The organism is Streptomyces sp. NPDC043812, assembly GCF_056436245.1.
Genome location: NZ_JBWKCY010000018.1, coordinates 101513 through 116294 on the forward strand (window position 1 = coordinate 101513; position 14782 = coordinate 116294).

A 14782-nucleotide genomic window follows, 5' to 3' on the forward strand; every position below is an offset into this window, starting at 1 on the left:
CCTCGGCCTCCAGTGCTGGCCGGCCCCCCGCCGGAGGCGTCGTCTTGTGACCGCAGATGACGTCCTGTCGTGGCCCGCCCGGCGGCGCGCGCCCGCGCCGCGCGGGCCTTGATGAAGTAGAGAAATTCTTACCGCGCTTGGCGGCCCGCCCGCGATCATCCGCTCCGGGCATCGGGCCTGAACGCCGAAGATCCCCAGGCTCGATGGCTGGAGCCCCCTGTCGGGTTCGAACCGGCGACCCCGCCTTACAAGTTCGGCCGCTGGCCCTCTGCCCCACGTGCACCCGGAGCTCCGACTGCCGTGCCGGCTCACTCGGGGATGCGGACCCATCGTTGATGTCAGCCTTAGATGTCAGGACCGGAACAGTTGTGGGTGGGGGCGAGGCTCCAGAGGGTCGTCCGGACGGTCCGCCCACTTCCACCAGACGTGCCGGCCGGAGCAGCACCACAGGATGCGACAGGCTCGCGCGCCATCGTCCTCCCGGGCACAGAGGACGAAGCTGCCGGCCTTCAACTCGCACTCGGGGCATGCGGGCGGGGCATCTGACATGGTGCGCGACGACGACCTTCCTGGAGGCCACGAGGAAGGATCCGCTGTACACGGCGTTCGTTCTGGCAGTGGCTCTTGGGCTGCGCCGCGGAGAGATCCTCGGGCTGCGCTGGTCAGACATCGACTTGGCGCGCCGCACGCTTACTGTGCGGAATCAGCTCCAGCGGGTGCAGAGGGAGCTGTACGAGGACACGACGAAGAACCGCCGGACTCGAGTCATCCCCATCCCGCTGATGTGCGTGGCTCCGCTGCGATGGCAGCGGCTGCGCCAGGCCGCGCAACGCCTCGCCACCGGGCAGAGCTGGCACGACAGTGACTACGTGTTCACGACTCGCACCGGACGTCCAGTGGAGCCGAGGAACCTAAGCCGATCGTTCGAGCGCATCTCAGATGACACAAGGCTCCCCCGCATCCGGCTGCACGACGCCCGGCACGGATGCGCCACTTTGCTGTTCGCTGCAGGTGTGCCAGCCCGAGTCGTGATGGAGATTCTTGGGCACTCACAGATCGCCGTCACGATGAACATCTACGCGCATGTGTCCGACGCCAATCGCCGCGAGGCTATGGGGCACATGGACCGGCTTCTTGATAAGGGGGCGAGATCCGGGGCACTCTTCGCGGCGCACCCCGCGAAGAGGTGTCCCCTACGCTGACGCTCATCGTTTCTCCGCAGCTGTAAACAGGTGGATGTGATCAGGTCACGCCCTGCACACTGTGTGCATGCACAGTGACGACGGGTACCTGTCTCTGATAGCTGGCTGGATCGATGAGGTTGCAACAGCCAGCAGCTCATTCAAAGCAAAGAGAGCATTTAATGAGCGGATTCCCATAAGTGAGCACGAGGGAACTCTGGACGGCGGCGAACCCGAAACCATAATGCGCCGAGCCGCCGCCTGGGCACTTTCCTATCAGGTGCAGGTCGTGGCGAATGACGGAAAATGGCGAGTGCAGGTGATTCGGAGACAAGGACACAGCCACCGAAGCGGCCAACGAGATGCTCGCAACCGCAGAGCGCGTAATTTCCCAGGATCCTGATGCGCCGGGTGTTGCCCTACGCCTCCTGCGCCCCCTAGTAAGCGAGCAATCTATTTCCCCTGAGAAGATTCGCGCAGCCCTCGATGCCGCCGCAGAGGCTTATGAATCCCCAATTATTCGCGACGATCTCCTCGCCCTTATCGTACAGATATCTAGGGACGACGAACGCGAATCGGCTCACGCCGCCCGTGTTCAACTGTGGCTGGACGCAGCCGAAGTAGCGGCGGGCATCGTAAAGGTGGGCCACATCGAGAAGGCACTTGAGCGCGCCCACGGGTCCGCCAAGCCCGATCTGATCGAACGTGCGGCGTCAGCGCTTCAGAAGACACGCCACGAGGACCTTGGGCTTGCCTCATTCACCGCGTCCAGCGCAATCAGTAGGGAGCAGTTCGAGAACTACTTCAAGCCTGTCGCGGAGTGCGCTGACTGGCGTGAAGCGTTGATGGCGTTTGCTTTCGCCTACTGCCCAGCCGTAGGCACTATTGAAAATACAAGGAAGCGCGTCGAGGAGTTCGCAAGGAACGCGCCACTCGTTCATTTGGCTACACATGAACTACTCGGCGCAGATGGACTGCCAAGATTTTCGCCCAAGAGCGACGAAGACGTCATAGAGATGTGCTTGGCCCGACAGGAGTCCTTCGCTCTGCAACACATGGCACCCCTCTTGGCTACTGCGTTGCACAAGGTTGCCGATGCCCATGGAATCCCGACAGAGGATGAGCTAACAGAGTTTTTCAACCAAGGACCTCTAACCACCTCAGAGCTTGCAAGATCTATCGCCCGATGCTTTATTCGGTATTGGTCGGGAGATACCGAGGGGGCTACATTCACAATTGCCCCCAAGATCGAAACTCTCGCTCGGAACCTATCCTCTCCCTAGACGCGGGCGTCTATCGCTTGCAGAGAGACGAGAAGCCGGGTCAGTACCCTGGGTTGGGGGCCCTACTCAAAACCCTTCGGGAAAAGAATCTCGATGAATCTTGGTACCGCAACATTTTGACCATCTGCGGGAACCCGACTGGCGGGTGGAACCTTCGGAATGAACTGGCGCACGGATTCATCGATGAAGTCGGCTCTCCTGGAGCCGCGATCTTGTTCCAGTGCGTGGTCTACCTCTGGACGCTGGGACCAGCCGAGTCCGAGGAATAAGAACCGACGAAGGCATAACCTCGGCCGCCGGCGCTCCGCCGCAGGGCTCGTCAGGAGCGACTGCGGGTGACGACTGCCGTCACCTTCTACCGTCAACGCCCCCGCAGCGGACTCACTGCGGGGGCGTGTTGGCTGGTGGGCGCGGACGGTTTCGAACCGCCGACATCTGCTTTGTAAGAGCAGCGCTCTACCCCTGAGCTACGCACCCGTGGATGAACGCACAGCCTACATGGCACCCACCACCCACCTCCAAACCGTTCCGGCGATGCCGCCCGGGGGGTATCCCCCGCGGTGCCACCCCGGGGGATATCCCCACCCCCGACCCGGTGGGTCGCCGCATCGATGGCCGGGCCGTGGGCTCGTAGCGTGAGCGCATCAGCCTGAGCCACACCTGGGGGAACGATCACCATGACCGAGAGCCACCGCCGTCAGCGTCAGTACAGCCACCCCCGCGCCCGCATCGCACTCGCCGTCCTCGGTGTCGTCCTCGTCGGGGCCGGGGTCACCGGGTGCGGGAGTGCCGATGCCGGGGAGGCTCCTGTTGAGCGGAAGGCGTTCGCCTTCAGCGGGGACACACTGACCGTCGACAGCGGGAACTCCGACCTCGACATCGTGCCCGCCGACATCAAGGATGTGCAGGTCACGCGGCAGGTCGACGGGTGGGTCATGTTCGGGAGCGGCCCCGACCCCTCGTGGAAGCTGGAGGACGGCACCCTCAGTCTCGAGGTGGAGTGCGACGCCGTCGCCAGTAACTGCGAGTCCCGGCACACGGTCAAGGTGCCGCGGGGCGTCGCCGTCACCGTCAAGGACGGGAACGGGAGCGTCACCGCCGGCGGGTTCACCACCGCCCTGAAGATCACGGCGGACAACGGCGAGGTGACCGTTCGCGACTCCAGCGGGCCGCTGGAGCTCGAGAGCGACAACGGGCGGATCGTGACCGAGCGGGTCAGCTCCCCTTCGGTCGTCGCCACCTCCGACAACGGGTCCGTGCGGCTCGGGCTCAGCGCCGCGCCCGACCGGGTCGAGACCGTCAGCGACAACGGGCAGATCGACATCGAGTTGCCCGCCGCGGGCGCGCCGTACGCCGTCGCCGCCAAGAGTGACAACGGAGACGTCGACATCGCCGTGCCCACCGACGACGACAGCAGGCATATCGTCAAGGCGCGCAGCGACAACGGCAAAGTCGTGGTGCGCAGCGCGAACTAACAGCCCCGTGTGTTCGTCCTTCTGGTGGGAGTATTGACCGGGAACGGGCAGGGCGGACACAGCACGGGAGAGGGATGTGACGGCGAGACACGCGCGGCCGCACCACAAGGCACGAGCGAACGCCGTCCGGGACGTGCTGGGGCTGGTGCTCCTTCCCGTGCCGCTGCTCGCCGTCGCGCTCGCCGGCTCCTTCGCCGGCGGCGGGACGAGGCGCTGGTTCGGCGGTGGGCGCGGGGAGAGCCAGCGCGCCGCGGCCCAGGCTGCGAAGGACGACGCCGCCGCCGCGTTCTACGAACTGGACACCGCCCAGCGTGATCTGCGGATCTCGATCGAGACGATCACCGCCGTGGACAGTTCGCCGGGGGCGCGCCGTGCGATCGACGACTTCGCCGCGCTGGGGCGTCGTATCGACGAGGTGAGCCACGCGTACATCACCGCCGTCGACGCCCATGACCTGGATCGGGACGATCTTGAGGCGTCGGTCGCCGCGCATGCACGGACCGAGCTGGTCCGCGCCAAGGACGAGCTGGTGCGGGTCAAGAGCGAGCTGGACCGGTTCGAGCAGGGGCTCGGGCCGCTGCTCGACAAGGCGGAGACGCAGCTCGCCCGGCTCGCCCCGGCCGTCGAGCGTGCGCGACAGGCGCTCCTTTCCGCGAGCAATGCTCTCGATTCGGTGCGCAGCTCCGGACTGCGAGCAGACGATCTCGCCGCCCGGCTCGCCGCTCTCGGCCCCGAGCTGACCAGGCTCAACGAGGGCGCCGGCCGGCACGGCGTCGCCGAGACCCTCCAGCGGGCCGACGGAGTGCTGCGCGACGCCGAGGCCGTGCGGGCCGAGGCCGAGCGGCTGCCCGAGCGCGCCGCCGAGATCGACAAGCGCCTCGTGTCGCTGCGCACCCGCGCGCAGGCCCTGACGACCCGTGCCGCGAACGTCGAGCCCGTGCTCAGCGAGCTGCGTCGGCGGTTCACGGTCGACTGCTGGCAGGACCTGCAGCCCGTGCCCGAGCAGGCGGCGACCGGCGTCCGCCAGGCCGAGGAGAAGCTGAAGGAGGCCGGGAAGGCACGCGGGGAGCAGCGCTGGCCGGATGCGACGGCTCTGCTGAGCACCGTGCGCGCCCTGCTGAACGCCACGGACGAGGCCGTTTCGGCGGCCGGTGACCGGCTCCAGCGGCTCAACGCCGTCGCGAAGGACCCCCAACAGGAGATCGACCGGACCCGGTTCACGATCCGCGACGCCCAGCGCCTGGCCATGGCCGGGCGCAACACCCCGGATCCGCGCCACGCGCGTCCGCTGGACGACTCCGTCGCACGGCTGGACCGGGCAGTCGGCGGTCTGGAGGGGCGCCACCCGGACTACTGGCACTTCCTGCAGGAGACGGAGGCCGTCCGTCGGACGGTCGCCCACGTGGTCGAGCAGATCCGCGAGGAGCGCGGCGCCGGCCACTGAGCCGACCCCGGACGCCCCGGGGCACACCGGGGCCGCGGGGTGCCGGACCGGCGTCCCGTTGTCGTGTCGCGCGGCCGGGCGGATCCTGGGAGGGAGCCGGACACGCAGGCAGGGTACGAACGCTCGGGTACGAAGGGGGCCAACCATGGCCGGACACGTACTGCACCACACCGGAGCCGGGAAGCGCCGCATCAGGCTCGACGAGCATCTGCCCGTCGACCACAAGCTGAGCCTGTTCTACCGCATCGGCGCAGGGCTGATGGGGCTCGTGCTGGTCGCGTTCGGCATCCTGGGCCTCATCGACCGGATCGGCTTCTTCGACACCCGCGGCGACACCGTCGGCGGCCTCAACACCAACGGCGCGCTGAGCGTCCTGTCCATCTGCGTCGGGCTGCTGCTCTTCGTCGGCATGGTGATCGGCGGCAACATCGCGTCCACCCTGAACATGGTGCTGGGCGTGCTGTTCATCCTCAGCGGCTTCGTGAACCTCGCCCTGCTCGACCGCAGCTTCAATCCACTCGCCTTCCGCATCCAGAACGTGATGTTCAGCTTTGTGGTGGGCGTGATGCTGATGTTCTTCGGGATGTACGGGCGGGTCAGTGCGACGCTGCCGCACGACAACCCGTACTGGAAGGCCCGCCACCCCGAGGAGGCCGAGCGCGAGCAGCGCGCCCGGCGCCGGCGTGAACTGGCGGCACCGCAGCCGGGGCAGCCCCGGTAGCCTGAGCGCATGCCTCGTTATGAATTCCGCTGCCGGACCTGCGGCGACACGTTCGAAGTGAGCCGTCCGATGGCCGAGTCGTCCGCGCCGGCGAGCTGCCCGGACGGGCATGACGACACGGTGAAGCTGCTGTCCGCCGTTGCCGTCGGCAGCGCGCGGTCTGCAGGCCCCGCACCCGCGCCGGGCGGCGGCGGTGGCGGTGGCTGCTGCGGGGGCGGCTGCTGCGCCTGACGGCGCCCCCCTGTGCGCCCGCCGGCTGGGCCGCCTCGCGTGCGATCCGGCCCGCGACCCACCGGACGCTACGAGCCCAGGTACCGCAGCACCGCAAGCACCCGGCGCGAATAGCCGGTCGTCCCCGTCAGTTCGAGCTTGTCGAAGATCGCGTTGATGTGTTTCTCGACCGCGCTCTGCGACACGTGCAGCCGGGAGGCGATGGCCGCGTTGGTGTGTCCCTGCGCCATCTCGCCGAGCACGTCCTTCTCCCGTGCCGTCAGCCGGGACAGGGGATCGGTGCGGGTGCTGCGGACCAGGATCTGCCGTACGACGTCGGGATCGAACGCCGCCTGCCCGCGCGCCACCCGTTCCAGGGCGTCCAGGAACTCGTCGATCTGCACCACCCGGTCCTTGAGGAGGTAGCCGACGCCGCCGCGGTCGGATGTGAGGAGCTCGGTGGCATACCGCTTCTCCACGTACTGGGACAGCACCAGGACCCCGACCTCCGGGCGGCTGCGGCGGATCTCCAGCGCGGCGCGCAGGCCCTCGTCGGTGTGCGTGGGCGGCATGCGTACGTCCGCGACGACCACGTCCGGCGGGTCGGCCGCCACCGCCGCGAGGAGCTGTTCGGCGTCGCCGACGGCCGCCGTCACCTCGTGGCCCTCCTCGGCGAGCAGCCGCACCAGCCCCTCCCTCAGCAGGGTCGAGTCCTCGGCCAGGATTACGCGCACGGCAGCTCCGCAGTGATCACAGTGGGTCCGCCGGCCGGGCTGTGCACCCCGAACCGGCCGTCGAGAGCGGTCACCCGGCTCGCCAGGCCCGTCAGCCCGCCGCCCGCCGGGTCGGCGCCGCCGGTGCCGTCGTCCTCGACGCGGAGCCGCAGGCGGGCACCGTCGTGCTCCAGACGCACGTCGATGCGGGTGGCTCCCGAGTGCTTCACCACGTTGGTGACGGCCTCGGAGACGACGAAGTACGCGACGGTCGCCACGGGTTGCGCGGGCTCGTCGCCGAGGTCGCAGGCGAGGCGCACCGGCAGCGGAGTGCGTTCGGCGACGGTCTCCAGCGCGGTGCGCAGACCGGCCTCGTCGAGCACGGTCGGATAGACGCGCCAGGCGACCTCGCGCAGTTCGGTGAGGGCGCGGCGGCTCTCCTCGTGGGCCTGGCGCAGGAGTTGGTCCGCTGTGTGGGGGTCGCGGCTGCGGCGGGCGCGGCCGAGGAGCATCCCGAGGGCGACGAGGCGCTGCTGGACGCCGTCATGGAGGTCTCGTTCGATACGGCGGCGTTCGCCGTTCACGGCGTCCATCATCTCGGCGCGGCTGGTGGCCAGTTGGGTGATGCGCCGCTCCAACTCGTCCTGATGACTGGGGCCGAGGAGTCGGCGAGCGAGTGCGCCTTCGAGCAGTGCGGTTCCCACCATGCCCTGCACCGCCAGGAAAACGAGGAAGAGGCCGGCCAGGCCGGTTCCGGCCACGGCCCAGGGGTAGGTGAGGTCGACGAGCAGCCAGCCGAGGAGGGCGTAGCCGACGTAGAGCAGGCCGACCAGCACGCAGAACACCACGAGCCCGCCGAGGAGACCCAGCGGCCAGCGGGCCAGGACATAGCGTGCGGCGCGTTCGTTTCCGTAGGAAGGGGAGATGCGGGTGTCCAGGAACCGGTCGAGCCTGCCGCGCTCCAGGTCCGCGAGGCGCGCCGCGTACGTGCCCAGCGTCCGCTGTGCGGCGCGTCGGCCGCGCGGCCAGGCGACGACCGGCAGCAGGACGACGCCCGCGAGCAGCATGCCGAGCAGGTGGGCGACGGCGGTCACGGCTCCGAGCGTGAGTCCCGCCGCGTACCGTATGCCTCTGCCCGCGAGCTTCCTCATGATCGGCCACGCTACTCAACGGACCGTGCCCGGCACACTGCGGAAAACCGCAAGGATGTGTGCGGCGGCCTTCAGGGTGCCTTCAGCTTCGGCTGCCTAGCGTTCACGCCATGAGCAGCGCTACGAGCAGCGGCATCGACAGCAGCGGCGCGCCGGGGTGGGTCACCGGCCTGATGGACACCCTGGGCGCCCCGGGCGCGGGCATCGCCATCGCCCTGGAGAACCTCTTCCCGCCCATCCCCAGTGAGGTGATCCTGCCGCTGGCGGGCTTCGCGGCCGGCACGGGACGGATGGGCCTGTTGGCGGCCCTGCTGTGGACGACGGCGGGGTCGGTGATCGGCGCGATGGCTCTCTACGGGATCGGGGCGCTGCTGGGCCGCGACCGTACGGTGGCGATCGCGGCGAAGCTGCCGCTGCTGAAGGTCACGGACATCGAGCGCACGGAGGCGTGGTTCGTGCGGCACGGGCCGAAGGCGGTGTTCTTCGGCCGGATGATCCCGGTGTTCCGTTCGCTGATCTCGGTGCCGGCCGGGGTGGAGCGGATGCGGCTGCCGTTGTTCGTGGCGCTGACGACGCTGGGCAGCGCGATCTGGAACACGGTGTTCGTGCTGGCGGGGTACGCGCTGGGCGAGAGGTGGGAGGAAGTGACGGGGTACGTGTCGGCGTACTCGAAGGCGGTGCTGGCGTGCGCGGGTGTGGCGGTGCTGGTGTTCCTGACGGTGCGAGTGCTGAAGCCGGGGGCGGGGGCGCGGCGGGGCTGACGGAGCCGGCGGGGGGCGCGGCGGGTGCGCCCGCACCCGCCGGCCCGCGCGGGCCGGGACACGTCCGGCCCTGATCCGCCGGGCATACCCGCCCGGACAGGCCCAGGTCCTGTCCGGGCGATCTTCGAGGATCAGCCCCCGGGCGCCAGATGCATGGGCCTCCCGGCCACCAGGGCCGAGGGGACGTATCGCAGGGCGGTGGGGCACTGACTCCGCCGGGGACCCCCACCCTGGCCGCCAGGATGGGGAGAGCGTCCCCGTACTGAACGTACTTCGGCGACTCCCGACAACACAGCATGGCGACACTCCCCCGGGCTCCGCCAGGGGACCCCCACCCGGCCGGGGGGGTGAGGAGCCGTAGCCCGCGTCGCGGGCCCGGGAAGACCGCCCGGACAGGGCCTAGTGGGCCGCGCGCGCCTCCGTGCCGAAGCGCCGGAGGATTTCCTCGCCCGCCGCCACGCCCTGGTGCGGGAGCGACTCGATGTGCGGGGCCGTCCAGCCCGCTTCCGCCAGTTCGCCGTGGCCGGGGCGCCAGCCGCGGTCCGCCGCAAGCAGGAGGTCGGCGTCGAGCAGCGAGTCGCCGGCCGCGAGCGTCAGGCGGGCGCCGGTGCGGCGGGCCACTTCGCGGACCGCGGCGCTCTTCGTGAGCGGCTTCGGCACGGCGTAGATCTTGCGGCCCTGCAAGGAGACCGACCAGCCCCGTTCCTCGGCCCAGCCGCCCAGGTCCTTGACCCAGCTCTCGGGCAGCAGCGGCCGTTCGACGACGAGGTAGGCGAACAGGTCCTCGGCCACCCGCTCCTTGCGCAGCCACGCCGGGTCCGCGGTGGCCGCGAGGTGGGCGCGGATCTCGGCGAGCGGCGCGCACTCGTCGGCGAGACGGACCGCGACCGACCCTCGCCAGTCGGGGTCGCTGACGCCGTCGACGAGGAGATGCCCGCCGTTGGCGCAGATCGCGTACTCCGGCTCGGTGCCGGGCAGGCTGATGCGCTGGTACTGCTTGCGGGTGCGGGTGGTCGTGGGGACGAAGACGGTGTCCTCGGTGAGCCGCGCGAGCAGGCCGGCGGCCGTCTCGGTCATGTACGACAGGGGCTTGCGCTCGTGCACCTCGACGCAGAGCAGCCGGGGCGCCTCGGCGTCGGGAGTGGTGAGCGCGAGTGCGGCGCTGGAGTAGATCAGCGTGCGGTCGAGATCGCTGGCGACGAGGACGGTCATGCCAACACCGCCTTGCCGCCGGCGCCGGTTGCTCCCCGGGTGTACTTGGGGTGGATCAACCCGACGCAGGTGTAGGGGAGTTCGTCGACCTCCTCCACCGGTACGCCTCTCTGCTCGGCGAGCAGGCGTACGTGGTCGAGGTCGGCGCCCGCACCGTGCTTGGCGAGGATCTTCCAGGGGACGCGGCGCAGCAGTACGCGGGTGGTCTCGCCGACGCCCGGCTTGACGAGGTTCACATCGTGTATGCCGTACTCGTCGCTGATCCGCTCGACGGCCGCCCAGCCCTCCCAGGTGGGGGCGCGGTCGGCGGCGAGGAGTTCCTTGACGTCGGCGTCGACGTCGTCCGCGACCTCGTCGAAGCGGGCGGCGACGGTGTCGAGGAAGTGACCGGAGACGTCGGAGCCGGCCAGTTCGCGGTAGAACTTCGCGCCGTGGAAGTCGTCGGGACCGACCAGGTCCGCACGGAGCACGGTGCGGGATATGAGGCCGGAGACGGTGGAGTTGAGACAGGCGGACGGGATGAGGAAGTCCTCACGCGTGCCGTAGGTGCGGACGCAGCCGCCGGGGTCGGCGAGGACCGCGATCTCGGGGTCGAAACCGTCGAACTCCCGCAGCGCTTCGGCCAGTTCGCGGGTGATCGCGCCCTTGCCGGTCCAGCCGTCGACGAAGACGACGTCCGCGGGGTCGTGGTGGGCGGCGAGCCAGCGCAGCGCGTTGGTGTCGATGCCGCGGCCGCGCACGATGGACACGGCGTAGTGCGGGACGTCGAGGCCGTGGCGGTGCTGCGCCCAGCGCCGCATCAGGACGCCGACGGGCGTGCCGGCGCGGGCCAGGGAGACGAGGACGGGGCGGGAGGACCTCTCGGCGAGCACGGTCTCGGTGACGGCGCCGACGGCACGGGCGATCCGGGCCGCGGACGTCTCCAGGGCCGCCTTGAACAGCTGCTGGTACTGCTCGCTCGGCTGGTACTCGACGGGCAGCGACTCGGCGTAGTGCGCGCCGCCGCTCTGTATCGCCTCCTCGCGCTCCTCCGTCGGCGCTTCGAGCCGCACGTCCGAGAGGTCCTGGAGCAGCCAGCCGACCTCGTCGGGCGCGTAGGACGAGAAGGCGGGACCGCGGAGCGGCTCGGGCAGCATGGAGGCCCTTTCGGGAGCGGAGGGTGCCGGGAATGCCTGGGGTACGTACGAGGGGACGACGGCGAGCACCACGTGCGGGGTGTGCGCGGCCAGCTGGGCGAGCAGGCCGTCCGGGCCGTGCAGTGCGGGGGTGTCGGCGGCCGAGTCGACGACGGCGACGACGGCGTCGAAGCCCGCTCCCGCCACGTTGTAGGCGTAGCGCTCGCCGGGGCCGTCGGCCGGGTCGTCGTGGGCGGGGAAGACCAGCCGGGTGCGTATCGCGTAGCCGGGGTCGTCGACGGCGAGGACGGGCGAGCGGGTGGTGGTGGAGTACCGCACCTCGGGCACGGCCGCGGTGCGCTCCAGGGCGGCGGCGAGTCGCAGCGGCGCGTACATCAGCTCCTCGAAGCCGAGGACGAGGACACGGCGCGCGTCCCCCAGCGCATCGGTGAGCTGCGCCGCCATGCCGGGCAGGGCGGTCTCCAGCGCGAGGCGATGGGCGGGGGTGAAGCCGTGGCGGCCGCCGTCGGGTACGCCGGCGGGCCAGGCGAGGTCGACCCGCGTGTGCGGCCCGTCGGCCGGGGCGGGTGCATGGTCCGCGCTCTCGTACGCGGCGACCAGCGCCTGTCCCTTCGCCAGGACGCCGTCGGGGAGGCGGACCGTCCCCGACGCCATGGCCACCAGGTCCACGCGGGCGCCGATCTCCCCGGCGAACGCGGCGAACCGCTGCCGGTCCTGCTCGGAGCGCATGTCGACGAGGGCGACGATCACGTAGCGCGCGCGGGGGTGGCGCTCGTGCAGATCGCGGATGGTGTTGAGCACGGTGTTGCCGGTGGAGAACTCGTCGTCGACGAGGACGAGCGGGCCTGCGCCCGCGAGCAGGGCCGGGTCCTCGGGCAGCAGGAGGTGCGAGGTGGCGTGCGAGTGGGACTCCTCGAAGCCGCCCGCGGTGGCGACGCCGTCGACGGGGCGGCGGGTGGAGTGCAGGTAGGGCGCGAGGCCGACGCCGTCGGCGACCGAGTGCCCGAGGCCGGTTGCGGTCTCCGCGTAGCCGAGGACGACGGCGCGGGCCGATTCGGCCGTGCCGAGCAGGTCCCGTACACGCAGACCGAGGTCGTATCCGGCGCGCCAGACCAGCCGCGGGCTCTGCGGAACATGCTTGCCCAGCACGTTCGAGACGAGCAGATGGGCCCGCTTGGGGTTGCGGCGCAGGGCCAGGCCCAGCAGCTCCGGGAGTCGTGTGTCTCCCTCGAACCCGACTCCGAGCCGCTCGGCGACCCAGCTTCCCGACCACACCACGTCGTTCGATTCCTCCGTCATCAGTCGGTGAGCCCTGCCGTCAGCAGGTCCACGAAGCCCACGTCCTCCCGGGCGACGCCGAAGGCCTCGGCGCGCTGCAGAGTCCGCTCCGCCCAGGCGCGGTGCGGCTTCACCTCGTTCATTTTGTTCGTGTACGCGGAGCGCAGCACCCCGCCGCCGTCCCGCTCGGGGCGCAGGATGTCCCGGGCGTCGCTGTACTCCTCGTGGCTGACCACGGACAGGGCGTGGACGGGCAGCACGTGGGAGGGGTGGATGCAGGTCTTGCCGAGCAGGCCGTTGGCCCGGTCGAGCTCGATCTCGCGCAGCAGTCCGTCCATGTCGTGCTCGATCAGGGCGGTGCGCAGTTCCTCGGCGCTCCCTTCGAGGAAGGGGCTGCGGCGCAGCTGTGGCTTGAACATGCGCTCCTGGGTCGGGAAGTACTCCCACACGGGGCCCGTGATGGTGAAGCCGGTGCCGTCGGAGCGGCCGAGGACGTTGACCACGTCGGCGATGACGGACGTGACGATCCGTACGTCGTAGGCCGTCATGTCGGGCGAGCGGCGCAGGCCGTAGGCGGAGCAGAAGTCGGTGACGCCGAGCCGCAGGGCGAGGACGCGCTCGCGGTACTTGTCGACGGTGCGGACGATACCGGCGAGCGTGTCGTTCCTGCTCTCCAGGTAGAGCAGCTCGGGCGACTCCAGGACGGGCATCGCGAACAGCCGGCGGCCGCACGCGGTCTCGGCACCGGTGAGCGCCTCCAGGAAGGGGACGCCGCGTTCCTCGGTGAACTTGGGCAGCACGAATCCGGTCAGCAGCCGTCCCGTGGGCCCCATCCGTGACACCAGGTCGGGAATCTGCTCCGGGTGGCGGACGCGCACGAAGAGCAGCGGCAGCTCCGTGTCGCGGGTGGCGAGGTCGGCGAACTGGAGGACGAGATTGGCCTCGGCCGCGTCCACGTCCGCGTCGGCGATGGAGTCCTCCAGGCACAGCACCATGGACACGACGCCACGCGCGGCCTGCTTGACGATGTCGTCGGCGAGGTGCGGCCGGGTGGCCGGGCTGTAGAGCGTGGCGCCCAGGGCGGCGGCGAGCATCCTGGCCGGTGAGTCCGCACCGAACTCGCTCGGCTGCCGGTGGAAGAGCTTCGCCTGGACAGCGGGCGGGATATGCCCGAAATGACGCATGTGACTCCCCCGTACTGCCTCGACGGCCAGGACAACGATGTGGCCGGTAATAGTACGTAAGGCCAGGTGTCAAGAGTTCCCCAAGTGCATGAAATTCAGGTAACTCGTCTGCTTCTCACTCGTGCCGCCCAATGGTCCGGCCGGCGTCACGGGGCGCCCGGAACAGGCCCCCGCGTTGTCCCGGGCACCCTCGGGCAGGCAGGATGACGGGCATGACGCACGCGATGCTGAAGGGCTCGAACGTCCCTCTCGATGCCACGGCTGTACGGGCCGTGCTGCGCTGGACCCCGGGTGCCGGGGTCCCCGACGTGGACGCTTCGGCCCTGCTGCTCGGCCCCGACGGCCGCGTGCGCTCCGACGAGGACTTCGTCTTCTACAACCAGCCGCGCCATCCTTCGGGGCTGGTGCGGCGGCTTCCGAAGAAGCGCGTCGCCGAGCATCTGACGGACACGGTCGAGGCGGATCTTGCGGCACTGGACTCCTCCGTCGATCAGGTCGTGATCGCCGCCTCCTCGGACGGCGGCACCTTCGAGCACGTTCGTGACCTGCGGATACTGCTGCACGACGCCTCCGGTGCCGGTGAGCCGCTGGCCGTGTTCGACGTGCGGCCGGAGACCGGCGAGGAAACGGCGATCATCTGCGGCGAGCTGTACCGGCGCGGGGACGGCTGGAAGTTCCGCGCCGTAGCCCAGGGCTACCCGACCGGGCTGGTCGGGCTCGCCACCGCGTTCGGCATCTCGGTCGACGAGGCGGAGGCGGCCGCGGAGCCGTCGTCCGAGCCCGAGGCGGCGTCCCCGGCAGCCGCGCCCACCGCCGCCGTGCCCGCATACGGCTACCCGCCCTCCGATGCGACGCGTCCCGCCTACGGCTACCCGCACGCGGCACCGCCCGTCCCGCAGACGGCTCCGGCCGCTTCGGGATACGGATATCCGCAGTCGGCTCCCGCGGCCGCGGGAGCACCCGACCCGAACTTCCGGCTGCCCCCGATGGGCCCGCAGTTCCTGCGCCACTGAGCAGCCGGTCGCCGCGAGCG

General features: G+C 70.2%; 13 protein-coding genes, 1 tRNA gene and 1 pseudogene. 9 read left to right on the plus strand and 6 right to left on the minus strand.

Annotated elements, in window-relative coordinates; translation table 11 throughout:
* Nucleotides 1-557: 557 nt before the first annotated feature.
* The 3 genes and pseudogenes from AC067Z_RS25625 to AC067Z_RS25635 form a co-directional block, all read left to right on the plus strand.
* A pseudogene (locus AC067Z_RS25625) lies at nt 558-1202 on the plus strand (site-specific integrase); the annotation flags it as partial.
* 341 nt (nt 1203-1543) lie between these two features.
* Nucleotides 1544-2464 carry a hypothetical protein gene (locus AC067Z_RS25630; RefSeq protein WP_478791940.1) on the plus strand — a complete coding sequence of 307 codons (921 nt, stop codon included), beginning with the start codon at nt 1544-1546 and terminating at the stop codon, nt 2462-2464.
* Nucleotides 2368-2733: a DUF4209 domain-containing protein gene (locus AC067Z_RS25635; protein ID WP_478791941.1), complete on the plus strand. Its 366-nt coding sequence runs from the start codon at nt 2368-2370 to the stop codon at nt 2731-2733. Before AC067Z_RS25630 ends, AC067Z_RS25635 begins: the two co-directional genes overlap by 97 nt.
* 133 nt (nt 2734-2866) lie before the next feature.
* On the opposite strand, the gene AC067Z_RS25640 is transcribed toward AC067Z_RS25635, so the two are convergent.
* Nucleotides 2867-2941 (minus strand) — tRNA-Val (locus AC067Z_RS25640).
* A 200-nt stretch (nt 2942-3141) separates the two neighbouring features.
* On the opposite strand from AC067Z_RS25640, the gene AC067Z_RS25645 reads away from it, so the two are divergent.
* The 4 genes from AC067Z_RS25645 to AC067Z_RS25660 all read left to right on the plus strand — a co-directional run bounded on the left by AC067Z_RS25645 (nt 3142) and on the right by AC067Z_RS25660 (nt 6335).
* The gene (locus tag AC067Z_RS25645) at nt 3142-3939 is read left to right on the plus strand and encodes a DUF4097 family beta strand repeat-containing protein (protein WP_478791942.1); all 798 of its coding nucleotides are present in this window, start codon (nt 3142-3144) and stop codon (nt 3937-3939) included.
* Between the two features lie 76 nt (nt 3940-4015).
* Entirely contained in the window at nt 4016-5383 is a 1368-nt protein-coding gene (locus tag AC067Z_RS25650) for a hypothetical protein (protein WP_478791943.1), read from the plus strand.
* A gap of 145 nt (nt 5384-5528) precedes the next feature.
* A complete protein-coding gene (locus AC067Z_RS25655) occupies nt 5529-6104 on the plus strand; it encodes a DUF4383 domain-containing protein (RefSeq protein ID WP_478791944.1) in 576 nt (191 codons plus the stop codon).
* 9 nt (nt 6105-6113) lie between these two features.
* Complete coding sequence (locus AC067Z_RS25660) at nt 6114-6335, plus strand: FmdB family zinc ribbon protein (protein ID WP_478791945.1); 222 nt, start codon at nt 6114-6116, stop codon at nt 6333-6335.
* A gap of 68 nt (nt 6336-6403) precedes the next feature.
* On the opposite strand, the gene AC067Z_RS25665 is transcribed toward AC067Z_RS25660, so the two are convergent.
* Nucleotides 6404-7048, minus strand: a complete 645-nt coding sequence (locus AC067Z_RS25665; RefSeq protein ID WP_478791946.1) for a response regulator transcription factor — start codon at nt 7046-7048, stop codon at nt 6404-6406.
* Nucleotides 7039-8178, minus strand: coding sequence for a sensor histidine kinase (locus AC067Z_RS25670; RefSeq protein WP_478791947.1), 1140 nt, complete (start codon nt 8176-8178; stop codon nt 7039-7041). Before AC067Z_RS25670 ends, AC067Z_RS25665 begins: the two co-directional genes overlap by 10 nt.
* Nucleotides 8179-8288: 110 nt before the next feature.
* On the opposite strand from AC067Z_RS25670, the gene AC067Z_RS25675 reads away from it, so the two are divergent.
* Nucleotides 8289-8939, plus strand: coding sequence for a DedA family protein (locus tag AC067Z_RS25675; RefSeq protein ID WP_478791948.1), 651 nt, complete (start codon nt 8289-8291; stop codon nt 8937-8939).
* 399 nt (nt 8940-9338) lie between these two features.
* On the opposite strand, the gene AC067Z_RS25680 is transcribed toward AC067Z_RS25675, so the two are convergent.
* Genes AC067Z_RS25680 through AC067Z_RS25690 form a run of 3 tightly spaced genes read right to left on the minus strand, consistent with a single transcriptional unit; the run spans nt 9339 to nt 13749 of the window.
* Nucleotides 9339-10151, minus strand: coding sequence for an HAD family hydrolase (locus AC067Z_RS25680; RefSeq protein ID WP_478791949.1), 813 nt, complete (start codon nt 10149-10151; stop codon nt 9339-9341).
* Nucleotides 10148-12586, minus strand: a complete 2439-nt coding sequence (locus AC067Z_RS25685; RefSeq protein WP_478791950.1) for a phosphoribosyltransferase — start codon at nt 12584-12586, stop codon at nt 10148-10150. Before AC067Z_RS25685 ends, AC067Z_RS25680 begins: the two co-directional genes overlap by 4 nt.
* On the minus strand, nt 12586-13749 hold the full coding sequence (locus AC067Z_RS25690) for an HpcH/HpaI aldolase/citrate lyase family protein (protein ID WP_478791951.1): 1164 nt from the start codon (nt 13747-13749) through the stop codon (nt 12586-12588). The genes AC067Z_RS25685 and AC067Z_RS25690 overlap by 1 nt, the downstream gene beginning before the upstream one ends.
* A 212-nt stretch (nt 13750-13961) precedes the next feature.
* Here AC067Z_RS25690 and AC067Z_RS25695 point away from each other — a divergent pair, with 212 nt between their 5' ends.
* Complete coding sequence (locus tag AC067Z_RS25695; protein WP_478791952.1) at nt 13962-14762, plus strand: TerD family protein; 801 nt, start codon at nt 13962-13964, stop codon at nt 14760-14762.
* Nucleotides 14763-14782: the final 20 nt, after the last annotated feature.